Origin of the sequence: Brevibacterium sp. FAM 24630 (assembly GCF_049804075.1) — a bacterium.
Classification (GTDB): domain Bacteria; phylum Actinomycetota; class Actinomycetes; order Actinomycetales; family Brevibacteriaceae; genus Brevibacterium.
Map to the genome: position 1 here is coordinate 205,755 of NZ_JBNBZD010000001.1, position 23,966 is coordinate 229,720.

At 65.1% G+C, this 23,966-nt stretch carries 20 protein-coding genes; 7 read left to right on the top strand and 13 right to left on the bottom strand.

Annotated features, from left to right (window positions below):
- Positions 1-74 precede the first annotated feature (74 nt).
- From ACPUD7_RS00940 to ACPUD7_RS00955, 4 genes are all read right to left on the bottom strand, one after another.
- Positions 75-1,604: an HNH endonuclease gene (locus ACPUD7_RS00940; protein ID WP_135539544.1), complete on the bottom strand. Its 1,530-nt coding sequence runs from the start codon at positions 1,602-1,604 to the stop codon at positions 75-77.
- A 156-nt stretch (positions 1,605-1,760) separates the two neighbouring features.
- Complete coding sequence (locus ACPUD7_RS00945) at positions 1,761-3,278, bottom strand: MFS transporter (protein ID WP_135539546.1); 1,518 nt, start codon at positions 3,276-3,278, stop codon at positions 1,761-1,763.
- 250 nt (positions 3,279-3,528) lie between these two features.
- Positions 3,529-4,620 carry a branched-chain amino acid aminotransferase gene (locus ACPUD7_RS00950; RefSeq protein ID WP_135539548.1) on the bottom strand — a complete coding sequence of 364 codons (1,092 nt, stop codon included), beginning with the start codon at positions 4,618-4,620 and terminating at the stop codon, positions 3,529-3,531.
- Between the two features lie 236 nt (positions 4,621-4,856).
- A complete protein-coding gene (locus tag ACPUD7_RS00955) occupies positions 4,857-5,894 on the bottom strand; it encodes a 3-isopropylmalate dehydrogenase (RefSeq protein WP_135539550.1) in 1,038 nt (345 codons plus the stop codon).
- 249 nt (positions 5,895-6,143) lie between these two features.
- Here ACPUD7_RS00955 and ACPUD7_RS00960 point away from each other — a divergent pair, with 249 nt between their 5' ends.
- Positions 6,144-6,995 carry an HpcH/HpaI aldolase/citrate lyase family protein gene (locus tag ACPUD7_RS00960; RefSeq protein ID WP_135539552.1) on the top strand — a complete coding sequence of 284 codons (852 nt, stop codon included), beginning with the start codon at positions 6,144-6,146 and terminating at the stop codon, positions 6,993-6,995.
- Positions 6,992-7,735: a phosphatase PAP2 family protein gene (locus ACPUD7_RS00965; protein WP_135539554.1), complete on the top strand. Its 744-nt coding sequence runs from the start codon at positions 6,992-6,994 to the stop codon at positions 7,733-7,735. Before ACPUD7_RS00960 ends, ACPUD7_RS00965 begins: the two co-directional genes overlap by 4 nt.
- 29 nt (positions 7,736-7,764) lie before the next feature.
- Here ACPUD7_RS00965 and serA read toward each other — a convergent pair whose 3' ends face one another.
- The 5 genes from serA to ACPUD7_RS00990 form a co-directional block, all read right to left on the bottom strand.
- A complete protein-coding gene (gene serA, locus ACPUD7_RS00970; RefSeq protein ID WP_135539556.1) occupies positions 7,765-9,357 on the bottom strand; it encodes a phosphoglycerate dehydrogenase in 1,593 nt (530 codons plus the stop codon).
- A gap of 106 nt (positions 9,358-9,463) precedes the next feature.
- Positions 9,464-10,756: a GNAT family N-acetyltransferase gene (locus ACPUD7_RS00975; protein WP_135539558.1), complete on the bottom strand. Its 1,293-nt coding sequence runs from the start codon at positions 10,754-10,756 to the stop codon at positions 9,464-9,466.
- 245 nt (positions 10,757-11,001) lie between these two features.
- Positions 11,002-12,033, bottom strand: a complete 1,032-nt coding sequence (gene ilvC, locus ACPUD7_RS00980) for a ketol-acid reductoisomerase (protein ID WP_135539560.1) — start codon at positions 12,031-12,033, stop codon at positions 11,002-11,004.
- 156 nt (positions 12,034-12,189) lie between these two features.
- Positions 12,190-12,702: an acetolactate synthase small subunit gene (gene ilvN, locus ACPUD7_RS00985; protein ID WP_135539562.1), complete on the bottom strand. Its 513-nt coding sequence runs from the start codon at positions 12,700-12,702 to the stop codon at positions 12,190-12,192.
- Positions 12,699-14,633 carry an acetolactate synthase large subunit gene (locus tag ACPUD7_RS00990; protein ID WP_135539564.1) on the bottom strand — a complete coding sequence of 645 codons (1,935 nt, stop codon included), beginning with the start codon at positions 14,631-14,633 and terminating at the stop codon, positions 12,699-12,701. Before ACPUD7_RS00990 ends, ilvN begins: the two co-directional genes overlap by 4 nt.
- Before the next feature lie 358 nt (positions 14,634-14,991).
- Between ACPUD7_RS00990 and ACPUD7_RS00995 the strand changes: the two genes are divergently transcribed.
- The 3 genes from ACPUD7_RS00995 to ACPUD7_RS01005 all read left to right on the top strand — a co-directional run bounded on the left by ACPUD7_RS00995 (position 14,992) and on the right by ACPUD7_RS01005 (position 19,130).
- On the top strand, positions 14,992-16,773 hold the full coding sequence (locus ACPUD7_RS00995) for an ABC transporter ATP-binding protein (protein ID WP_346763085.1): 1,782 nt from the start codon (positions 14,992-14,994) through the stop codon (positions 16,771-16,773).
- On the top strand, positions 16,770-18,584 hold the full coding sequence (locus tag ACPUD7_RS01000) for an ABC transporter ATP-binding protein (RefSeq protein WP_135539565.1): 1,815 nt from the start codon (positions 16,770-16,772) through the stop codon (positions 18,582-18,584). The genes ACPUD7_RS00995 and ACPUD7_RS01000 overlap by 4 nt, the downstream gene beginning before the upstream one ends.
- Positions 18,585-18,650: 66 nt before the next feature.
- On the top strand, positions 18,651-19,130 hold the full coding sequence (locus ACPUD7_RS01005; protein WP_135539567.1) for a hypothetical protein: 480 nt from the start codon (positions 18,651-18,653) through the stop codon (positions 19,128-19,130).
- A gap of 32 nt (positions 19,131-19,162) precedes the next feature.
- On the opposite strand, the gene ACPUD7_RS01010 is transcribed toward ACPUD7_RS01005, so the two are convergent.
- Entirely contained in the window at positions 19,163-19,783 is a 621-nt protein-coding gene (locus ACPUD7_RS01010) for a protein-L-isoaspartate O-methyltransferase family protein (RefSeq protein ID WP_135539569.1), read from the bottom strand.
- A gap of 131 nt (positions 19,784-19,914) precedes the next feature.
- Here ACPUD7_RS01010 and ACPUD7_RS01015 point away from each other — a divergent pair, with 131 nt between their 5' ends.
- The gene (locus ACPUD7_RS01015) at positions 19,915-20,433 is read left to right on the top strand and encodes an adenine phosphoribosyltransferase (RefSeq protein WP_425118824.1); all 519 of its coding nucleotides are present in this window, start codon (positions 19,915-19,917) and stop codon (positions 20,431-20,433) included.
- A 33-nt stretch (positions 20,434-20,466) separates the two neighbouring features.
- Here ACPUD7_RS01015 and ACPUD7_RS01020 read toward each other — a convergent pair whose 3' ends face one another.
- Together ACPUD7_RS01020 and ACPUD7_RS01025 are read right to left on the bottom strand one after the other, a co-directional pair.
- On the bottom strand, positions 20,467-20,940 hold the full coding sequence (locus tag ACPUD7_RS01020; RefSeq protein ID WP_135539573.1) for a PTS sugar transporter subunit IIA: 474 nt from the start codon (positions 20,938-20,940) through the stop codon (positions 20,467-20,469).
- 108 nt (positions 20,941-21,048) lie between these two features.
- Positions 21,049-21,384: a glucose PTS transporter subunit EIIB gene (locus tag ACPUD7_RS01025; protein ID WP_135539575.1), complete on the bottom strand. Its 336-nt coding sequence runs from the start codon at positions 21,382-21,384 to the stop codon at positions 21,049-21,051.
- A gap of 84 nt (positions 21,385-21,468) precedes the next feature.
- On the opposite strand from ACPUD7_RS01025, the gene ACPUD7_RS01030 reads away from it, so the two are divergent.
- Complete coding sequence (locus ACPUD7_RS01030) at positions 21,469-22,839, top strand: PTS transporter subunit EIIC (protein ID WP_135539577.1); 1,371 nt, start codon at positions 21,469-21,471, stop codon at positions 22,837-22,839.
- Between the two features lie 45 nt (positions 22,840-22,884).
- Here ACPUD7_RS01030 and ACPUD7_RS01035 read toward each other — a convergent pair whose 3' ends face one another.
- Positions 22,885-23,859, bottom strand: coding sequence for a hypothetical protein (locus tag ACPUD7_RS01035; RefSeq protein WP_135539578.1), 975 nt, complete (start codon positions 23,857-23,859; stop codon positions 22,885-22,887).
- Positions 23,860-23,966: the final 107 nt, after the last annotated feature.

A 23,966-nucleotide genomic window follows, 5' to 3' on the forward strand; every position in this document is an offset into this window, starting at 1 on the left:
TCGAATGACCAGCCTCTGTTTCACGCCGACCGTCCAATCGTGACTCAGACCGAGGGCCAGGCCGCCGCCCCGTCTCACCGGAATCCTGCGTGCGCCTGGATTCCGGTGAGGAGCAGTTCCTCGATGGGGCTCAGCGTTTCATCGTCGGCGTCGAAGATGTCGATTCCGATGGCGGTGCCGCCGACATCGACGGTCGACGGCTGGCCTCTTCGTCGTTTGGCCAGCCATGGGAGCAGCACCTGAATCGATGTGTCGGCTTCCGGCAGTGACGCTGCGGTCCTGTTGTCCGGCGGTGACGCTGCGGTCCTGTTGTCCGGCGGCGCAGTCGTCTCTGCCACGACCTCGCCGTGAACCAGCCCCGGATCGGGGCCGCTGATCGGTTTGGTCCGGGTGCGGTAATGGTGACCAGTCGGAGTGATCACCTCAAGAGCATCTGGGGTCGCCTTGTGGCGCCATCCCGTGAGTTCTTTCGCATAGTTGCAGGCCGCGCAGAGACCGGACGAGTTGTCCCAGTCGGTTTCGCCGCCGGAGGCGAACGAATCCGCGTGATCGGCATGTTTGATGGGCGCCTCGCACCAGGGTGAGCGGCAGACGTCGTCACGGAAGGTAACCATGCGCCGAAGCAGGCCCGAGAATTCCCTGCGCCGCGAGTCCATCCGCACCAGCTGGCCGTCCTCCGGACGGGTGTAGAGCCGTCGAATGAACATGGCGGCGTCGTTTTCGACCACGAAGTCCCGGGCCGACTGCGCGGGGATCGGGCCGGCTCCGGGGAACCAAGCAGGCTCGTCTCCCGGCCCGAACAGACTGCTCGCCTGCATGATGAGGTGGATTTCTGTGGGCACGGCGGCGGTCGTCTCCTGCCCGGTCAGCCGCTCAACCAGCAGGTCAGCGGTGATCTGGCTCTGTGTCCGTCCGTCGGCCTCGCCGGTGGCGATGAGGCTCTGTGCCGACTTCTGCAGGTTGGTGTAGGCGGCAACTGCCTGCGGCATCGGCAGCAGTGCCGTCAGGTAGGCCATGTTCCCTGGTGCCGGGCGCACGGTCACCGCGCGCTCTTCGACGCAGCGTTCGAGGTGGTCGACCGCAGCTTTTTGGTCGAGTTTCTGTGCCAGCGCTCGCACCTCGTTGCCGAGTCGTCTGACTCCCACCTCGGGGAGGCGCTCGGCCATACGTTCATCGAGTTCGTGCTTCTTTTCGCGCGGCAGCCAGTCGGATTCCTTCGCGACGACGCGGGCCTTCTCCTCCGAGATGTCGCCGCCCTTCATCGCCGCATAGGTGTGGGGCAGGTCCATGAGAAGCGTGCGCGAGAACTTCAGGAGCCCGTCGCCACGGTAGCGGGAGACTTTCCTCGCCAGGCCGACCTCGGCCCCGACTCCGAGTCCCTGCTTCTTGCTGGCGACTCCGTCTTCGGCTTCCCGGTTTCGGCGGAGCATGTCGAATGTCAGGGTCTCCCGCGCCTGCGCGGCCGCGCCCGCTGCGGTCAGTTCCTCCAACGCCGTGATCCGGTCGATGGCCTCTTCCTCGGTCGTTGCCGGGGGCAATTCGGACAGGCGGGTGCGCCACCGACGGATCTCGGTGAGTACGTCTGGAACCTGCGCTGCCTCCATGCCTCACACACTATACGGAGGCACTGACACGACTTTTCCCGTGCACGTATCCCCAGGTCACAAGCCTGCAAATCGGCTGACGGCCGCCTTCGACCCAGGCAGCCGCCAGGCGGATTCCCGACCCGTCGATTGACTGGCTCAGCGCAGTAGACTGGCTCAGCTCAGTTCTTCGCCGGTGGTCTCTCGAGCGAGGAAGCTCATGAGCACGACCGCTGCGACGACGAGGGCACCGGTGAGGATGAACGTCAGCGTGAGTCCGAGCACCGGCCACATGAACGCGCCGAAGACGATCGGCGCAATGCCCGTCGCCAATCGTGATGCCGCTGAAGCCCACCCGAATCCAGAGCCGCGCAGACGCGTCGGGTAGAGCTCGGAGACATAGGTGTAGAGGGTCGGGATCGCGATCTGGATGACGAACCCGAATCCGATGATCGTCGCTTTCGCAGTGAAGGTGAGTTCGGCACCGGAGGCTTCGATGAACACCGCTGCCCCGACGAGGAGCACAGCGGCGAGGATCGAAGACACACCCAGCACAGCCTTGCGTCCGAATCGCTCGACGATGAGGGCCGAGACGACCACGCCGAGGATGCCGACCGCAGTCATCGACCCCGTCACGAGGAAGGCCGCCTGGTCGGCCAAACCCTGCTTCTTGAGGATTCCGGGCAGCCATGTCAGTGCCGCGTAGTAGACAAGGAGAACAGAGACGAACAGCGACCAGGAGACGAGAGTCGTCTTGGCCGAGTGCTGCCAGAGCTGCACGAGCTGACCGCTGGCAGCACGCAGCTGCCGGTTCACGCTCGAGCCCGCTGAGCTTGCTGAGCCTGCTGGGCTGGGTAGGCCCGCTGGGTCCGCTGAGTCCGCCGGGTCCGCGGGCCCTGCTGAGGAGTCTGAGTGCTGGGCGGTTTCATCGTCCGGAACAGGCTGGACGTCGCCGTCCGTGCCAACAGCACTCGGCGCATCGTGCGTCCATTCACGGACATCGGCGCCGGTGCGCTCGACAAGCCGGGTGATGACTGCGTCGGCTTCCCGGTAGCGGCCGACCGAAGCGAGATAGAGGGGTGATTCGGGGATTCCGAACCGGACAGCGACGGTGAGCAGCGCCGGGACGATCATGACGAGCATGATCAGTCGCCAGTCGCCGAAGTCGAGCAGATAGGCAGACACGAAAGCACACAGAGATGCACCGATCGGCCACCAGCCGTCCATGGCAGTGAGCACGCGTCCACGATGACGACTGGGAGTGAACTCTCCGACCAGCGCATAGTCGACGGGGATGCATCCGCCGAGTCCGAATCCCGCAAGGAATCGGAAGAGGATGAACCACCCGTAGGCTGGAGCGAAGGCCCCGGCGACCGTGAAGATCGAGAAGACGAGGAGCGTGAGAGTGAATGCCTTCTTCCGGCCGATGACATCGGCGATGCCGCCCCAGATGAATGCGCCCAGCGCCATCCCGATGAGGTTCGCTGTGGCGATCCACGCGGCCTCGCCGACGCTCAGGCTCCAGTAGTCGCTGAGCAGCGGGATGAGGAACCCGTTGAGGGCGACGTCCCACGCGTCGAACATGAAACCGAGCCCACCGATGATGAAGATGGCACCCTGAGTGCGCCATTTCCAGGGGAGCTGGGCGATGACTTCGGAGGCGGTCGGTGTCGACGCCGAGGTTGTCGTGTGCACGAAGACACAGTACCTCAATTTACGCACAATTGAGTAAAACAGTCCATGTGCAGGCACGGAACGTACGCGCCGCCTCAGCAACAAGTAACATCCGCACGAACGCAGAAAGGCCGGACGCTGCGATCACCGCAGCGTCCGGCCCGCCAGCCGAGCCGGGGCCCGTCAACCCCGAGCCAACAACCCCGAGGCAGTCCCCGAGCCATCAGCCCCGAGGCCGTCCCCGCCCCGTCAGTCCCGGTCAGCCCCAGCCTCAGGCCAGGCGCACGAGCCAGTTGTTCTTGTCTTCGAGGCGACCGTACTGGATTCCGAGCAGCGTCTTGCGCAGCTCCATGGTCTTCTCGCCAGCGGCTTCGCCGTGGTCGATGGTGAAGTCTTCACTGACGAGCTTGGCGATCGGTGTGATGACCGCGGCGGTGCCGCACGCGAAAGCTTCGACGATCTCACCGCTGGCCGCACCCTCGCGCCATTCCTCGACGGAGATCTGGCGCTCTTCGGGCTCGAGCCCGAGCTGCGGTGCCAGCTCGAGCAGCGAACGACGGGTGACGCCGTCGAGGATCGAGTCGCTCAGTTCCGGAGTGAGCAGCTTGCCGCTCTTCGTCACGAGCATGAGGTTCATTCCACCGAGCTCGTCGATGTACTTATTCTCCACCGAATCGGTGAACAGCACCTGCTGGCAGCCGTTGGCCGCCGCCTCGTTGGTCGCGACCAGAGAAGAGGCGTAGTTGCCGCCGCACTTGGCGAAACCGGTGCCGCCGGCTCCGGCGCGCTTGAGCTTGGGAGAGAGCCAGATCGACACGGGCTTGATGCCGCCGGAGAAGTACGGTCCGGCAGGGGACGCGATGACGTAGTAGTCGACTTCGTGGCTGGCCCGCACGCCGAGGAACCGCTCCGTCGCGATCATGAAGGGACGCAGGTACAGGCTCGACTCGTCGGCGTCCGACTCCGGCGTCGGAACCCAGACCTGATCCTGGGCGACGAGGGTCTTGAGCGAGTTGACGAAGTCCTCTTCGCTCAGCTGCGGCAGAGCGAGACGCTCGGCTGACTTGTTGATGCGCGCGGCGTTGCGCTCGGGACGGAAGGTCCAGACCGAGCCGTCAGCATGACGGTAGGCCTTGAGCCCTTCGAAGATCTCCTGAGCGTAGTGCAGCACAGCGGCCGCCGGGTCGAGGACGAGCGGACCGTAGGGCTTGACCTCGTGCCCCTGCCAACCGTCATCGACCGTGTATCGGATGTGCGCCATATGGTCGGTGAAGTACTGGCCGAAACCGGGATCCTTCTTGATGTTCTCGCGGACCAGCTCGGGTTGCGGCTGGAGATTCTTAAGAACGGTGAAATCAGTCATGGGAGCTCTCTTCTCATTGTGATGAGTGACACTGTCAGGGTAGTCCATCACCCCGGCACGAGTCGCGCCGGGGTGATGTCCGCTTCGTCCCGCGGTCGGGATGATCGCCACTTCGCCGAGGTGGTTGTGAAGTCACACTCCCGCCCTTGCCCAGGTGGCCGTGAAGTCAGACGCACGCCTTCGCCGAGGCAACCGTGAAGTCACGTGCCGACCGTCGCCGACGACGTGGTGAGGGCTCAGCCGAGCCGTGCCGCGATCGCGTCCCCCACCTCGGTGGTGGAGCGCTTCGTTCCGTCGCGATCGGCGAGGTCGGCTTCGACGGCGACCTCGATCGACTTCGCTACGGTCTCGAGCCCGAGGTGAGAGGCCATGAGTGCACCAGAGAGGATCGATGCCGTCGGGTCCGCGATCTGCTGTCCGGCGATATCCGGTGCCGATCCGTGGATGGGCTCGAAGAGGCTTGGCGCGGTGCCTTCGACGTTGAGGTTGCCCGAGGCGGCCAACCCGATTCCGCCGGTGACTGCGGCGGCGAGGTCGGTGAGGATGTCGCCGAAGAGGTTGTCGGTGACGATGACGTCGTAACGGCTCGGGTCCGTGACCATGTAGATCGTGCAGGCATCCGTGTGCTCGTAGTTGACGGCCACCTCGGGGTACTCCTGCCCGACCTTCTCGACGACGCGGCGCCACAGGTGTCCGGCGTGGACCATGACATTGTGCTTGTGGACGTACGTGAGCTTCTTGTTCCGGGCCTGCGCGCGAGCGAAGGCGTCGCGGACGGCGCGCTCGACTCCGTACCAGGTGTTGACCGAGACCTCGGTCGCGACCTCCTGCGGGGTATCGGTGCGCACGGAGCCGCCCGAACCCGTATAGGAGCCTTCGGTTCCCTCGCGGACGACGACGAAATCGATCTTCCCGGGCGCCGCCAGCGGGCTGGTCACCCCGGCGAACAGCTTCGAGGGACGCAGATTCACCGCATGGCCGAGCCCGAAGCGCATCTTGAGGATGACTCCGCGCTCGAGCACGCCCGAGGGCACGGACGGATCTCCGCAGGCGCCGAAGAAGATGGCGTCATGGTCCCGCAGCGACTCGAGCTCCTCATCGGTGAGCGTCTCACCCGTCTCATGCCAGCGCTGCGCGCCGACCGTGTAGTCGGTGAGCTCGAGCTCGACGGGCTCTCCCGCGACTTCGATGGCACGCTGGAGGACTTTGAGGCCTTCGGGGACGACCTCGTTGCCGATTCCATCTCCGGGCATGACTGCGATTGAGAACTTCATGCTCACAGAATAAGACTTCATCTCACCATTCAACTCCCCTGTCCTATAATGTGGACAGTCGTCTGCGCCGACGCAATGGCGCGGGGGTGCAGCGACGTTCGCGCCCGACCCCCGTGTGCCACCATGAACAAATTCACGTCTCAATCCCTGCTGTCGGCTACACATCTGCGCCGGCAGCGACGAAGATGGACATAGCACCCCAAACCCCGTGGGGGCCGCCAGTTCCCAGCCCCGAGAGAAAGTCGATCATTGACCGAAACCATCCGCAATGCCCGTGCCGCAGCTCTGCCCGCCAAGCTCTCCCGGTCCTGGCTGCTCGTCAACGCTGCCAAAGAGGAGAGCTTCACTCCCGCGCAGACCTCGGAAGCGGATTCCGTCATCTTCGACCTCGAGGCTTCCGTCGCCGAAGACAAGAAGCTCGACGCCCGCGACAATGTCGTACGCGCCCTCGAGAACGGAATGTCCGCCTGGGTGCGCATCAACAAGATGGAATCCGAGTTCTGGGATGACGACCTCGCCGCGATCGCGATGCTCCCCGGCCTGCGCGGAGTGATGCTGCCGGAGACCGAACGCCCCGAGCAGGTGTCCTACACTGCGATGCGCGCAAAGGCAGGCCTGCCCGTGCTCGCGCTCCTCGAATCCGCACGCGGAGTCGAGAACGCCACCCGAATCGCCGAGGCGCCCGGCACTTTCCGGCTCGCGTTCGGCACCAATGACTTCCGCAAGGACACCGGCTTCTCCGGTGATCCCATGGCCCTGGCCTACGCACGATCGCGCCTGACCATCGCCTCCCGTATGGGTGGCCTGCCCGGCCCCATCGACGGCCCGTCGGCCGCCGATGCCGATGCCGAGAAGGTCTGGTCCGACGCCGAGATCACCCACATGATGGGCATGACCGGCAAACTCGTGCTCAGCATCGACCAGGTCAACACCCTCAACGAGGCGATGAGCCCGAGCGAGGACGAACGTGACTGGGCCCGGCAGATGCTCGAAGCCGCGGAGGGCGGATCCGAGATCACCGACGGCTCCTACCTCCCGCGCCTGGCCCGCGCGAAGAAGATCGCTTCGCTGGCCGACACCTACGGCCTCTGGAACGCTTGAGCAGGCAGCCCAGCTGGCTGCTGTGGTCGACGCTGCCGGCCGTCCTGCTCGTCATCGCCTTCGGCTTGTGGCTGCGCCTCGACCACATCGGCCCCACTCCGGTCGATCAGTCCTGGCTCGGATTCGTCGGCCTCGACCACGGCTCCGTCCCGTACTGGGTCGCCGTCGTCCTCGCTGAAGTCGGCGGCGGCACCGGTGTCGTCATCTGCACCGGGCTGCTCACAGCACTCTTCGCTCTGCTTCGACGGTGGAGATCCGCTGCCTTCCTGGCCACAACGATGCTCGCCGGCATCGCCACCTCGGAGATCCTCAAAGCCATCGTCACGCGACTGCGCCCGAGCGATCAGCTCTACGAGTCCCTCGGATTCTCCTACCCTTCGGGGCACTCGATGGGAGCCGCCGCCCTGGCGATGAGCCTGGCGATCATCGCCTCCCGTGCTCACGAACAGCGCAGGGAAGCGCGACGCGCACACGCACAATGCGCGGATGCCGACCGTGCTCACGAACAGCAGATGAGGGCTCCGGCACCGAGGCTGCGCTTCCATTGGTCGTTCATCGCCGCGGGCGTCTGGATCCTGACGATGATGTGGTCACGCACCGCTCTCCAGGTCCACTGGCTCACCGATACTCTCGCCGGAGCACTCATCGGCATCGCCGTTGCCGTACTCGCCGATGAGTTCTGGACTCTGCTGAGACGAAGGACCCGCTCACCCCGCTTCGCTCTGTGGCTGGCGGGATGAACGGGCCCTGATACGGACGCTTCGGTGAGTCAGTCCTCCTGCAGCGACACCGCGGTGAACGTCGATGCATTCACGGCCCCGGCGACGGCCTTGACGACCTCGTCGGAGACGACCGAGTCGACTGCGAGCACAGACAGCGCCTCATTGCTCGTCGACGCGGGCGAGACCTGCATACCGGCGATGTTGACGCTGTTGGCCCCGAGCGCCAGACCCAGCTGACCGATGATGCCCGGCCGATCCTCATAGCGGAAGATCAGCAGGTTGTCGGTCAGCTCGATCTCGAGCGAGTAGCCGTCGACCTCGGTGAGCTTCTGCACGAGTTTCGGTCCGGTCACGGTGCCCGCCACGGAGATCCGCTGTCCTGTGCTCGTCGTCGCCGTGAGTCGAGTGATATTGCGGAACGACTCGCAGTAGGGATCGGTAACGAGCTCGACGCCGATTCCGCGCTCCTCGGCCAGCAGCGGTGCATTGACGTAGGAGACCTGGTCGGACACGACGTCCTTGAACAGGCCCTTGAGAGCGGAGAGCTTGAGGACGGAGACGTCCTTGTCCGCGATCTCACCGTTGACCTCGACCTTGAAGTGCGTGACCGAGGAGTCGGCCAGCGCATTGACGACCCGGCCGAGACGCTCAGCCAGCGGGATGCCCGGGCGCACATCCTCGTGGATGGCACCGCCGGCGACGTTGACCGCATCGGGCACGAGCTCGCCGGCCAGGGCCTTGCGCACGGACTTCGCGACGGCCACTCCGGCCTTCTCCTGTGCTTCATGCGTCGAGGCACCCAGATGCGGGGTGACGTTGACGGAGTCGAGCTCCATGAGTGCCGAATGCTCCGGCGGCTCGGTGTTCCACACGTCGATGCCGGCACCGCCGACCTCACCGGCCGCGATCGCCGAGGCGAGTGCCTCCTCGTCGATGATGCCGCCGCGGGCGACGTTGATGAACCGGGCACCGGGCTTCGCGGCCTTGAGCTCCTCGGTGCTGATCATGCCGATCGTCTCAGGTGTCTTGGGCATGTGCACGGTGACGAAGTCGGACACGGCGAGCAGGCCGGGCAGGTCGACGACCTCGACGCCCATCTGCGCGGCACGGGCCTGCGTGATGTAGGGGTCGTAGCCGACGAGACGCATGCCGAACGACTTCGCGCGCTCGGCGACGAGTCCGCCGATGCGACCGAGTCCGACGATGCCCAGCGTCTTCTCGTAGAGCTCGACGCCGGTGTACTTCTTCCGGTTCCACTCCCCCGCCTTGAGTGAGGTGTTGCCGGCGCCGAAGTAGCGTGCGGATCCCAGGATGTGGGCCATGGTCAATTCGGCAGCCGAGACGATGTTCGACGTCGGTGCGTTGACGACCATGACACCCGCCGAGGTGGCAGCCGGGACATCGACATTGTCGAGTCCGACGCCGGCGCGGGCGATGACCTTGAGATTCTTCGCCGCCGCGATCGCTTCGGCATCGACCTGCGTGGCCGAGCGGACGAGGATCGCATCGGCATCGGCGATGGCGGGAAGGAGCTGGGAACGGTCAGCACCCTCGGTGTGGCGGATATCGAAGTCTCCTCCGAGAGCTTCGATGGTGGCCGGCGACAGTTCTTCGGCGATGAGCACGACGGGTTTGGGCACTGATTTCCTCCTGGTGGTGCATCCGGGACGTGTCCATCTTATGAGACTTCGCGAATGCGCTCACAAGGTCTCAGATTCTGGGAAAATCGCTCAACAGACCGGGCCCTCAGAAACCGTTCGGCGAATACGGTGCCCGACCGAGGCTGAACATCGCGCTGGCGAGCACGGCAGCCCCCGGAGTCTTCTCATCGAGGCGCCCAGCGCGGGAGAGGATGACCGGATCGGCCCCGCCGAAGTACAGGGAGCCGAGCTCGGCGATGCCCAGCCCGAGGTCTGCAGGCGTCGAATCCGAGGCGGGTGTCACCTCGGCGCTCTGCCCGTCCGAAGTGATGGTGAACCGTCCCCCGGTCAGGTCGAGCGAATCGTCGACATCGATCGTCAGGGTCCCGGGCACGTACCAGGGTCGGGCCTCCAATGCGGCCTTGACGTCGAGGATGCGGATCCAGATGTTGTCTTCGGTCGCTACGGTCTTCACGCGTCGCGAATCGGTGAGCAGCCACGGCAGCGGAGAGTATTCGGCGGACTCGGCGAAGGTCACCCGCGTCGAAAGGTCGATCGCGGCGAGGAATGACCACAGGGAGGCGTACGCGGCATCGGTGACGGCCACGAAATCGATGATGTCGACGGTCGGCGGGGTCTTCGACCAACCGGCGAACTTGTAGGAGACATAGCCGTCGGGCTCGCCCTGCTCATCGAAGTGCAGTGCCGCGCGGACTCCGCGGTCCTCTTCCCCGGTCTCGACATTGAGCGCACCGGTGGCGCGCTCGATGTAGGTCTGCTGGCGCTCCATGGCTCCGGGCGAGCTCCGCATGAATTCGCCGTAGATCTTCGGAGCCAGCTCCCGCAGCTCACTGGGCAGGCACATCTCCACCCGCCGGTCGGGTTCGCGGACCATCTTGAACCCGGGCGAGGTGTCGACCTCGATCGAATGCGACCACGTGGCCACACCGAAGCCGAATCGGGAGTAGATTCCGCCCTCGGTCGCCGTCAGCGCGGCGAACGGATAGCCGTTGGCCTTCGCCTCGGCGAGGTCGGTGGTCATCAGCGTGCGGAGCAGTCCGCGCCGCCGATGGGTTGGGCGCACCGTGATCCACGTGATGAGGTGGCCGGGCACGAGGCGTCCCCCGCCGACGTTGACGAGCTTCTCGAACCACGCGAACGTCGCCACCGGGATCGCGGAGTCGAGCCCATGGGCGAACTCCTGATCAGCGTAGACGGCCGTGAGGTTGCGCCCATCGGCGATCGCCCGCTTGACCCGATTGAGCAGGGCCGCATCGGTCGACCGCGGGTCGTGGAAGCCCACGCTCGTCGACGCGAAATAGCCTTTCGTGCGCTCATCGGGCTCGCCGGTGGACTCGTCGATGGTCGGTTTGAAGTCTTCGAATCTGTAGTTCGTCACCCCTCCACAGTAATCGAGATCACCTCCCCGTGCCGCCGAAGGCGTGAGAAACGGCAGAACCTGAGCAGAGAACCGTCGAACAGCTCGCCACCTCGGCGAGGCGGATCCATCGGGCACACCATGACCCGGCAACTCGTCTCCGCACCTGCGCCGGCACACGACGAAGCCCCGGACACCTGTCGGTGTTCGGGGCTTCTCTCACCTCATCCGGCGGTGCTCAAGCACCGCCGCCTCGGCGAGGGGACTCAGCGAGCGGCAGTGCCCTCGGTGTAGTCGTCGTCGCTGTCCTTGAGCCATGCGAACATCTTGCGCAGCTCGCGACCGGTGGACTCGATCGGGTGCTGCTCTTCCTTCGCACGCAGCTCGTTGAACTCCGGTGCACCGTTCTTCTGGTCGTTCATGAAGCGCTCGGCGAACTTGCCGTTCTGGATGTCGTCGAGGACGCCCTTCATGTTCTCCTTCACCTCGGGGGTGATGACCCGCGGGCCGGAGACGTAGTCACCGTACTCAGCGGTGTCGGAGCAGGACCAGCGCTGCTTGGCGATGCCGCCCTCGACCATCAGGTCGACGATGAGCTTGAGCTCGTGGAGGACCTCGAAGTAGGCGATCTCGGGCTGGTAGCCGGCCTCGGTCAGGGTCTCGAAGCCGTACTGCACGAGGTGCGAGACTCCGCCGCAGAGCACGGTCTGCTCACCGAACAGGTCGGTCTCGGTCTCCTCGGTGAAGGTCGTCTTGATGCCGCCGGCGCGCAGGCCGCCGATGGCCTTGGCGTAGGACAGGACGGTGTCCCAGGCCTTGCCGGAAGCGTCGACCTCAACGGCGACGAGGACGGGCACACCGCGTCCGTCGACGAACTCACGACGCACGACGTGGCCGGGGCCCTTCGGGGCGACCATGATGACGTCGACACCCTCGGGAGCCTGGATGTAGTCGTAGCGGATGTTGAAGCCGTGGATGAACACGAGCGTCTTGCCGGGAGCCAGCTGATCCTTGATCTCGCTGTTGTAGATCTCGGCCTGCACCTGGTCGGGTGCGGCGATGGTGATTACATCGGCCCATGCGGCCACCTCGGCGGGGGTGCCGACCTCGAGGCCTTCGGCAGCGGCCTTGTCGCGGCTGGCCGAGCCCTCCTTGAGGCCGATGCGGACCTCGGCGCCCGAGTCGCGCAGGCTCAGCGAGTGCGCGTGGCCCTGGCTGCCGTACCCGATGACGGCGACCTTCTTGCCCTGGATGACGGACAGGTCGGCATCATCATCGTAAAAGCGTTCTGCTGCCATAGTTCTAGCTCCTTAGGATTACGGGGTGATGTCCCCATTGTTTCACAGTTCGGTACTGATGTTCATTTATTGAGATGACGGACGTTCCACCAAATGGAACGCGAATACCTCACCGAGGCGGCCGCCCGGGCGGGCCCGGACGGGGTGCGCGGTCGGTCAGCCGCGCAGGGCGCGGTCGGTGATCGACTTCGCCCCGCGTCCGATCGCCACGGTGCCCGACTGCACGATCTCCTTGATCCCGAAGGGCTCGAGGACCTCACGCAGCGCCTCGACCTTGCCGAGCTCACCGGTGGCTTCGACGCTGACCGACTCCGGACCGACATCGACGATCTTCGCGCGGAACATCTCGACCGCCGAGGCGACCTGCGGGCGGGTCGCGGCGTTGGCCTTGACCTTGTAGATCACATGGGCCCGCCGCACCGAGGTCTCGGGCTCGAGTTCGACGATCTTGATGACGTTGACGAGCTTGTTCAGCTGCTTGGTCACCTGCTCCAGCGGCACATCGTTGACGTCGACGACGACGGTGATGCGGGAGAGTTCGTCGCGCTCGGTCACACCGACGGCGAGGCTGTGGATGTTGAAGCCGCGCCGGGCGATGAGTCCGGTGAACCGGGTGAGCACACCCGGCTTGTTCTCGACCAGGACTGAGAGTGTGTGCCGGTTGTTCATTCCAGGCCTCCTTCGATCTGAGCCACGGAACGCACCGTGCCGTCTTCCTGCTCCCCGGCCTCGGCGATGGCCGCTTCGGCCTCCTCTTCGCCCTCACCGTCGAATTCCGGGCGGATGCCGCGGGCGTATTCGATCTCGTCGTTCGACACACCGGCCGCGACCATCGGCCACACCATCGCATCCGCCGGAACCGTGAAGTCGAGGACGACGGGCCGGTCGTTGATCGACAGAGCCTTCTCGATCGCCGCATCGACATCCTCGTTGCGGTCGACGCGCAGCGCCTCGCAGCCGTAGGACTCGGCGAGCTTGGCGAAATCGGGGATCCGGATCGTCTCATGCCCGGTGTTGAGATCGGTGTTCGAGTATCGGCCGTCGTAGAACAGGGTCTGCCACTGGCGGACCATCCCCAGCGAGGAGTTGTTGATGATCGCGACCTTGATCGGGATGTTGTTGAGCGCGCAGGTCGCGAGCTCCTGATTCGTCATCTGGAAGCATCCGTCGCCGTCGATGGCCCACACAACTCGGTCGGGCTGGGCGACCTTCGCGCCCATGGCCGCGGGCACGGAGTAGCCCATGGTGCCGAGTCCGCCGGAGTTCAGCCAGGACTTCGGGCGTTCGAACTCGACGAACTGCGCCGCCCACATCTGGTGCTGGCCCACGCCTGCGGCATAGACCGCCTCGGGGCCGGTGAGCGCAGAGATCCGCGAGATGACGTACTGCGGATCGCACAGTTCACCGTGACGCTCGTAGCCGAGCGGATAGGTCTGCTTGAGACGATTGAGGAAACGCCACCAGGGTTCGCGCTGACGTTCGAGCGCCTTGGGGAACTTGCTGCGCATCTCCGAGAGCATCTCGGCGAGCACCTCGCGGGCGTCCCCGACGATCGCGACGTCGACGTCACGGTTCTTCCCGATCTCGGCCGGGTCGATATCGGCGTGGATGACCTGCGCCTCCGGAGCGAAGGAGTCGAGCTTACCGGTCACCCGGTCGTCGAAGCGGGCGCCGATGGCGATGAGCAGATCGGCCTTCTGGAATGCGGTCACCGCAGGCACGCTGCCGTGCATTCCGGGCATGCCCAGGTGCAACTGGTGCGAGTCGGGGAAGGCGCCGCGGGCCATGAGCGTGGTGACCACGGGAATGTTCGTCGCCTCGGCCAGGCGCAGCAGCTCCTTCTCCGCTTCCGAGCGGATGACTCCGCCGCCGATGTAGAACACCGGACGCTGGGCTTCGGAGATCAGCCGTACGGCCTCGCGGATCTGCTTGGCGTGCGGTTTGAGGATCGGACGGTAGCCGGGCAGCACGGGCTCATCGGGCCACACGAACGGTGCGGTGCCCGTCTGCGCGTCCTTCGTGATGTCGACGAGGACGGGGCCGGGCCGGCCGGTGGTGGCGATGTGATGAGCGTTGAGCAGCGCAGTCGGAATGTCCTCGGCCTTGGTGACGAGGAAGCTGTGCTTGGTCACCGGCATCGTCATTCCGACGATGTCGGCCTCCTGGAAGGCGTCGGTGCCGAGCAGGCTCGAAGCCTGCTGACCGGTGATCGCGAGCATCGGCACGGAGTCCATATGCGCATCGGCGAGCGCCGTGATGAGGTTCGTCGCACCCGGGCCCGAGGTCGCGATGCACACGCCGAGCTTGCCCGACGCGGCCGCATACCCTTCAGCCGCATGGCCGGCGCCCTGCTCGTGGCGGACGAGGATGTGGCGGATCTTGTCGGTCTCGAACAGCGGGTCATAGGTGGGAAGGATGGTTCCGCCGGGAAGCCCGAACACCGTCTCGACCTCAAGCTTCTCGAGGCTGCGGACGATCGCCTGCGCACCGGTGAGGACCTCCGGTCCGGTGTTGCGACGAATGCTGGACGGTGTGGCGGTGACCGGCGTGGCCGCGGGGGGATTCCCCGTGGGCTTCGCGGTCGAGGGCTTGGCTGCCATCGATTCCTATCCTTCCTAGGTGTCCTTCTCGTCTCCACATGAAAAAAGCCCCTCCGGTTTCGGTAGGGGCGCGCGGAACGTGTCGTCTTGACAGGCTACGGAAGATCCGCGCGCTGATGAATAACGACGACAAGAAGGTGAGTCATGCCTCAATAGTTCACCTCGCCCAGTGGGGGTGTCAAACCTCGCAATCTTTTGTCTTGCCCAATGAGACGCGTTCCGGTTGGCAGGTGAGACAGTGCGCAGGACCTCTGCCCTTCCGGGCGCGCTCAGCCCCGCGTTCAGCGCGGAGTGAAAAGGGAACCGGCGCTGCCGCAAACGTGGAATACCTCACAGTCTGCGACTAGGCTTGATACTCGTGCGCCCCCTCCTCCGCTTCTGGCCCGATCTCCGCTCCCGCATCGGCGTGTACATCCTCGTGCTCGTCCTCACTCTCCTGGCCAACGGCATCCAACTCGTCGTGCCGATGATCACCGGCTACATCATCGACGGACCGATCGCGCACCGTGATCTGTCGGCCCTGTGGCTGCCCGTGCTCGGAGTCCTGGCCATCGGCGTCGCCGAGGCGGTGGGCATGTGGGCCCGTCGGATGATCGTCGCGCCCGTGGTCTCGGGCTGGGAGATCATGTGGCGCTCCCGTCTCTTCGATCGCCTGCAGTACACCTCGGTGGCGATCCACGACTCCTGGGAATCGGGTCAGCTCCTCTCCCGCGCGGTCAACGACCTCTCGCAGATGCGCCGCTTCTTCGCGTTCGGGCTGCCCTTCCTCCTGTCGACGCCGATCGTCATCCTCGTCGGCACTGTCATGCTCTCGATCCTGCAGCCGGTCTTCGGCCTCATCATGATCGCGATGGCCGTGCCGACGATCGTGTCGGTGTCGATCTTCGAACGCAGGTACCGGGAGACCTCGCGGCGGTCTCAGGACACGATCGGTGAGATCACGACAGAGGTCGAGGAGTCCATCCAGGGCATCCGCATCCTCAAATCCTTCGGCCGCTCCCCCTGGGCCGCCGAACGGTTCTCCCTCGTGTCGCAGAAGTTCAAAGGTCTCGAGATCCGCAAGGCCAAACTCGACTCCTGGTTCTGGAGCGTCCTGCTGCTTCTGCCGACCCTGGCGCAGGCCGCCATCGTCGGCGTGGGCACCTGGGGCGTCGTCCAGGGCTGGACGACCATCGGCACCGTCGTCGCCGGTGTGACCATCTCGATGGTGCTGCGGATGCCGATCGAGATGCTCGGCTTCCTGCTTGCCGATGCGCTCATGTCGCTGACCGCGGCGACACGGTACTGGGAGGTCATCGACATCCGGCATGACATCACCGACACCGACGGCAGCGTCGACGACGATCCCGATGTCGGATCCTATCGCGGAGCGCTCGAATTCGATTCCGTCGACTTCCACTTCGCCGACACCGACCGTCTCACTCTGCACGGCCTCGATCTGCGCATCGAACCGGGACAGACGCTGGCACTTGTCGGCGCCACCGGTTCGGGCAAGACGACGCTGGCTTCGCTGGTTCCCCGACTCCAGGACGTCACCGCCGGCGCGGTGCGCATCGACGGGGTCGACATCCGGGACATGCCGGTCAATGAGCTCCGTCATCTCGTGTCGGTGTCCTTCGAGGATCCGATCCTGTTCTCGGCCTCGGTGGCCGAGAACGTGGAGATGGGGGCTCCCGGCTCGGACGAGGACGAGATCTGGACGGCTCTGGAGATCGCCTCGGCGAAGGACTTCGTCTCCCGACTGCCCGAGGGCCTGGGCACTCGGGTCGGTGAACAGGGCCTGTCCCTGTCCGGCGGTCAGCGGCAGCGCTTGGCGCTGGCGCGTGCGGTCATCGGTCGTCCCCGCATCCTCGTCCTCGACGATCCGCTCTCGGCCGTCGACGTCGACACCGAGGACCGGGTGCAGAGGGCCCTGCGCGAGATCCTGCCCGATTCGACGACGCTCATCATCGCCCACCGTCCCTCGACCGCGGCCTTGGCCGATGTCGTCGCCGTGCTCGACGAAGGCAGGATCGCGGCCCTGGGCACCCACGAGCAGCTGCTCGAATCATCACCTCTCTACCGGGAGCTGATGGGAGCGAGCGCGAAGGCCGAAGCACATACGACAGACGCACACAGCTGGGAAGGAGGCCGCCGATGAGCATTCCCCGCCTCGATCGCGACGACGAAGTCGACGAACTGCCGCCGGACATCGCCGCGAAGGCTCGCGCCCTGCTCAAGTCCCTGGTCCGGCCGCACCTGGCGATGGCGATCTTCCTCGCCCTCATCGTCGTCCTCACCGCGCTCATGCTCGTCATCGGGCCGGTCTTCATCGCCGATGCCCTCGACCAGGGCATCCCCCGCGCCGTCGACGGCGACACCGGGCCGCTCATCACGGCGGTCTCCCTGTTCATCGCCTCGGCCGTGGCTTCGGCGGTGCTCGCCTTCACCTCCACCCGCCTCGTCGGGATCACCGCGCAGAAGATCCTCTTCACCCTGCGGGAGAGGGTCTTCACCCACGTGCAGCGACTCGACCTGGGCTATCACGAGAAGTCGACCTCGGGGCGCCTCGTCTCCCGCCAGACCTCGGACATGGAATCCGTGCAGCAGTTCCTGTCCTATTCGCTCTTCGATACGGCCCTGGCGCTGCTGCAGATGATCTTCATCGCCGTCACCCTCATCGTCCTCGACATCCCGCTGGCCATCGTCGTCTTCGCCGGGTTCATCCCGCTGTTCTTCATCACGAAGGCCGCACATTCGACCCAGCGCAACGCCTATCGGCGCACCCGGACCTCGATCGCCAAGGTCATCGTCCACTTCGTCGAGACGATGGGCGGCATCCGCGCGGTCCAGGCCTATCGGCGCCAGCCCGAACGACGTGGGACGCTGAGCGATCAGGATTCGCGCTACCGCGATGCCAACACCGATGCCCTGCGCGGGGTGGCCTGGTTCGCCGGGTGGACCCGGCTGATCGGCAACGTCACCCAGACCGTGATCATCGTCGTCGGTGCCTGGCTCGTCATCGAAGGGTGGACCCAGATCGGTGTGCTCGCCGCGTTCATCCTCTATCTGCGACGGTTCTACGGCCCGCTCGACGAACTCGTGCAGGCGTTCAACCTCTATCAGTCCGCCTCCGCGGCGCTGGAGAAGATCGCGGCCGTACTCGACACCGACCCCGAAGTGATCCCACCCTCCCAGCCCCACTCACTGCCCGCGCAGGACAGCGGCCAGGCCAGCGGCCGCTCGGTCGATCTCACTCATGTGCGATTCTCCTACGGCGACGGGCCCGATGTGCTGCCCCGCTTCGATCTGCGCATTCCGGCGGGCCAGATCGTCGCCCTCGTCGGCGCCACAGGGGCGGGCAAGTCGACCCTGGTCAAGCTCGTCACCCGGTTCTACGATCCCACCGAGGGCCGAATCACCATCGACGAGGTGGACCTGCGCGACCTCGATGACGCGCAGCTGCGATCACACGTCGTCATGGTCACCCAGGAGTCCTTCCTCTTCGCCGGCACCATCGCCGACAACATCAGGATCGGCAACCCCGAAGCCGGTGATGATGAGGTCATCGCCGCAGCGAAGGCGGTGGGACTGGACGGGTTCATCCGCCGCCTGCCCGAAGGCTATGCCACGGATGTCAAGAAGCGCGGCGGCCGGCTGAGTTCGGGTCAGCGTCAGCTCGTGTCCTTCGCCCGAGTCTTCCTCGCCGACCCGGATGTCGTCGTCCTCGACGAGGCGACCGCCCATCTCGACATCCCCTCGGAGAGGCTGGTGCAGAACGCTCTGGCCACCGTGCTCGAGGGCCGGACCGCGATCATCATCGCCCACCGCCTCTCGACCGTCGAGATCGCCGACCGCGTGCTCGTCATGGATGCCGGACGGATCATCGAAGACGGAACCCCGGCCGACCTCATCGCCGGAACGGGCAAGTTCGCGCAGCTGCATCGGGCCTGGAAGGACTCGCTGGTGTGATCGATTCTCCTGTTTCAGCAATGTATATTGCACATTGACAGGAAGTCGACGCGACGAGGAGGACGCATGGATGCCGATGTCGACGATCGTGAACGTCAGATCATCACTGATGCCATCGCCCGCGGCTATACGGTGGCCCAGTGGATCGCCTGCGTCATCTGTCTGGTGTTCATCGCCTCGGGCCTGTGGTGGGCCGGCATCCTCGTGCTCGTCGGCACGCTGTTCGAACTCCCCCGCAGAGCGACACAGCGCTACGCACGCAAACGCGGTGTCGATCTGAGCGTTCCGCCTGGTAAGGAAGTCGAGAAGACGTCGCTGTCGGGCTTGGCGTTCGGGCTCGTCTTCATTCCCCTCGTCTGCGGACTGATCATCGCCGAAGGGAGGCTCGGACACCCCCTGCTGCCCTGGTCCTGGCGGGCGGGGTTCGACGGTTCGGACATCTTTACGCTCATACCCTTCATCTTCCTCGGACTCGTCGTCACCATCTCATGGTTCGTCCACCGACGCAGGGAATCCCGGAAGGTCGATCATGCTCCGTCCCGGTGAGCCTGGGGGATGTGGACGGCCGGCCAGCGCGATCACTCGCGGATGAGGGGAACGAAGCGGTACCGACCGTGCCCCGTGATCGCGATGTCATCGACGTCGACTCCGGTGCGCGTGACCTTGAGCATCTCCCCCTGCACAGGGATGACCATGATGCCGCCGATCTCCAGCTGAGCAACCAGCTGGACGGGCATCTCCTCGGCACCGGCCGAGACGAGGATCCTGTCGAACGGAGCGGCATCGGGCAGCCCGAGCACCCCTGACCTCGCCTCATGAATGTCGACCGCAGCGAGTCCTCCCTCGATTCGTCGAGCGCTCTCCTGCTCGAATCCTCCGATCACCGCTCGCGAGGACTCGACGAGTCCACGGTGCCTTTCGACACCGTTCACCTGCCCCTCCTCCCCGACGAGCACTGCCAGCAGCGCCGTCGTCCACCCCGAGCCGGAACCGAGGTCGAGGACCCGATCGCCGCGGCGGACATCGAGGAGTTCGAGCATATCGGCGACCGTGCTCGGTTGGGAGTTCGTCTGACCGTGGCCGATCGCCAAGGGCACGTTGCTGGCCGAGTGCCTCCGTTCGGCTGCGGGCAGAAAATGGGCACGCGGCACCGCCTCGAACGCCTCGGTCACCGACAGTCGCCTGCGATCGTCGGCCATCGTCGCCTCCTGTCCGGGTGCATGACGGCGGGTGTCGCCCTCATCGGCAGTCTGCGGCGAGCGCCCGCAGATTTCAAGACCCGTGCCGGACCGGCACGAGACTCTGTGGGGCCACCGAGTATCGTTGACCCGTGACGATTACCGAATTGGACCGCGCGAAGTCCCTCATCACCTCGATCCCCGACCATCCTGAGCCGGGAGTGAACTTCCGCGATATCTCACCGCTCATCGCCGACGGTCCCGCGCTGCGGGCCGTCACCGAGGCGCTCATCGCACCCTTCGCCGGTCAGTTCGACTTCGTCGGCGGACTCGAGGCCCGTGGGTTCCTCTTCGCCGGTACGATCGCGGCCATGACCGGCGTCGGCATCCTGCCCATCCGCAAAGCCGGCAAACTCCCGAAGCCCGCTGCTGCAGCCTCCTACTCACTCGAATACGGCACCGCCACGATCGAAGCACCGGATTTGCTGGGAGAGGGCGCACGCGTCCTCCTCGTCGACGACATCCTCGCCACCGGAGGAACACTGACTGCGGCTCAGGCACTCGTGGCCGACCTCGGCGCCGAGGTCATCGGTTCGGCAGTCGTGCTCGAACTGACCGGCCTCGGCGGCAGAGAACACGCGGGAGAGGTCCACGCCCTCTTCTCCGACTGAGGCGACTCGCCCGAGCCGCGAGCAACACCTGTCTCAGTCGACGCGGATGATGGTCTCGCCCGCGGCGATCGGACCGGCCTCGGCGATCGTCAGCGCCTGCGCATCGGCTTCGAGGACCACGACCGGCACGACCACGGACTTCCCTGCCTCACGTGATTCCGCGGTGTCCCAGACGATGACTTCCTCACCTTCCTGGATCTGCTGCCCCACCTCGGCGCACATGGTGAAACCCGCACCGGACAGGTGCACGGTGTCGATGCCGAGGTGGACGAGCACCCCCTGATCGGGTCGGTGGGAGATGACGAACGCATGAGGCTTGAGACTCGTCACCGTACCGGACACGGGGGCCTTGACCGTCAGTGTCGCGGCGTCTCCGGGATCGATGGCTGTCCCAGGGCCGACGAGCGCTTTCGCGAAGACGGGATCGGGGACTTCCGTCAAAGGGATCACCGTACCGGTGATGGGAGATGAGATCGTCACTGTCACTCTCGTCTTCCTGCCCTTCATCGACTGCTGGATTCGTTCACCACTGGATCGGAGCTTTTCACCTAGACTGTCGTGTGTCAAAGGTCACAGACAAGGTTCGCTGTTGAACAAGGAGGGCGAGTACATGACTCAGCCCATGAGGTCTTCGATGTCGTCGACGAGGTTGTCGGCCTCCGGACCGACGACGACTTGGACCGCGCTGCCCTGGACCATGACCCCGAACGCGCCGGCGGCAGTGAGCGCCTGCTCGTCGACGAGTGCGTCATCGCCGACCTCGACACGCAGCCGAGTGATGCACGCTTCGATGTCGTCGATGTTGTCGGCGCCACCCAGGCCGGCGAGAATCTGCGCTGCTTTGTCCATATCTGTCACCTTCATCTCCGGCGATGAAGCGCCGGCGTCGATTTCACATTCTGCGATCTGTGTCACAAGTCTACGGCGACTCGTGGCCGTGTCGCACGGCATCGACGAACCACCGGTCCTGTGCCGAGGGTCCGATCATCGCCCGGACCCCGGCATCCGATCGACCCACCCCCGAGGAGGAATCCGATGACCACTGCATCCGCCGAGTCACCGAAGAAACGCAAGAGGACGGTGCCGGGATTCGCGCAACTTCAGCGCGTCGGCCGTTCTCTCATGCTCCCGATCGCGGTGCTGCCGGCCGCGGCCCTGCTGATGCGGTTCGGACAGCCGGACATGCTCGGTCCCGATGGTCTCGGCAAGTTCGCGGATTGGCTGCTGCCGGTAGCGACGGTCTTCGCCGCCGCCGGCTCCGCTCTGTTTGACAATCTGCCGCTGATCTTCGCCGTCGGTGTCGCCATCGGCTTCGCCAAGAAGGCCGACGGTTCCACGGCACTGGCTGCCGTCGTCGGCTATATGGTCCTCAACGGCGTCTTCACCGCGCTGGCTCCGGTCTTCGGCTCGGACAATGGTGAGGGTGAGAACGTCATCAACTACGGAGTGCTCGGCGGCATCGTCGTCGGTATCGTCACCGCGCTTCTCTATCAGCGCTACCACCGGATCAAACTTCCGACCTACCTCGGTTTCTTCGGCGGTCGCCGCTTCGTTCCGATCGTCACCGCGATCGCCTCGATGTTCATCGCTGTGATCATGGGCCTCATCTACCCTGTCTTCGACACTCTCATCAACAAGGGCGTGGGCGGCTTCCTCATGGAACACGGCGCCAACCCGGGCACTGGATTCGTCTTCGGCACCGTCAACCGACTCCTCATCCCATTCGGGCTTCATCACCTTCTCAACAATCTGCCGTGGTTCCAGTTGGGTTCGTGCACGAATTCCTCGGGAGACACCGTGCACGGCGACATCACGTGCTTCTTCTCCGGGGTGGACGGCACTGCTGATTGGACAGGATCGTTCATGACCGGCTTCTTCCCGATCATGATGTTCGCCCTGCCGGCCGCGGCCCTGGCGATCTATCGCACCGCCCATCCGAAGCGCCGCAAGGTCGTCGGCGGCATCATGCTCTCCGTGGCTCTCACCGCCTTCATCACCGGAATCACGGAACCGCTCGAATACGCATTCGCCTATGTCGCGTTCCCGCTCTACGCGGTCCATGCCGTGCTCACCGGTTCGTCGTTGGCGCTGGTGAATGCGCTCGGCATCAAATCCGGGTTCGGCTTCTCTGCCGGCGCTCTGGACTACCTGCTCAACCTGGGTCGCGCCTCCGAACTGTCAGGAGGCATCGGCCCCGTCCTCCTCCTGCTGGTCATCGGCCTGGCCTATGCCGTCGTGTACTATTTCCTCTTCCGCTGGGCGATCATCCGATTCAATCTGCACACACCCGGTCGCGAAGACGAAAACGAGAACGGCACCGAGGCTCCTTCCGTCTTCGATGAGGCTCAGGTCGCTGCCGAGGAGTCCACGGGCAAGAAGCGGGCTCAGGACGAAGGGCGAAGTTGACCTTCCGACGGCCGGCGTCGACTGCGCAGATCCGCGACCCTGGGCTCAGCCGCAGGTGTCATACTTTCCTCGCAGCTGATCGCGGACCGCGAGCGCACTGGGGGTGTAGTATTCGTCGGGCTCACGCTCCCACTTGCTGTCATGCACGTAGTCGCATCCTCCGACGCTCACGGTCGCTCCGGTCGCCAAACCGCTGCCGCTGTGAGTCGGCTGCCCTGCCGTCCACGAGAGCGTCCACGGCTGTGAGGTCCCGGCATCGATCCTGTCGATGATCGTCATCAGGCGCGGTGCTGCATCCGTTCCGGCTTCCAGACGCGCGGTCACAGAGTTGAGTCGGTCGTCGCTGATCTCAACCTTCTCCACTTCGGGAATACTCGGTCGAAGCACCCCGGCCAACCTGTTCTGCTCCTGTGCGGAATAGGGGAACATCACGGTCCACGCGGCTTGCCGATGGGGTGCGACGGTGGCCTGCACCCGGTCTCGTCCGACCACGGCTCGGACAGCGGAGACAGCGGTGTCAGCGTCGGCGCTCAAGCCCCGGACATCCAACGAGTCCGCCATGTCCGTGTCATTGCGGATCTGCCAGCTGATATGGTCGGGATGCAGTGACGCGTTCAGCTTCTTCATCCCCACCAGCCGCGGCCGCAGCTGATCAGCATCGGGCACGCCTCGAATATCTGCTGTGAAGTCCTCGAACCCCAGCGTCAGCCCACGACTGTAGTCTGCGAACTCTGATCCGACTTCGGCATTGAGCGTTGTTACGACATCGATGGCTTCGTCGTCAGCGGCTCCGGTCCCCATCCGGACTCGAAAGTCGAGTACCTGACCGGAATCGAACCCGTTCCGATAGGAGTGGTCGACGTCATCGACCCCGGGCATGCCAGAGAGCACACCGGCGATCTCTTCGGCCCGGTCGCTGAGGTCGGGGGTCGGGAGGCATCCGACCAGGCCGAGGAGGATTGCCGTCACGGTGAGGGCAAGCGGTGTCTGCCGGGGTCGTCGTCTGCTTCGCTGCTGCATACCCTCAGCCTATTCTCACCGCTCTGGCCGGGCCGGAGCAGGCAGTGACAGTTCTGGCACATGACTGCTTCACGCCTCACACCTGGGACGTGGCCATGGAATTCCAC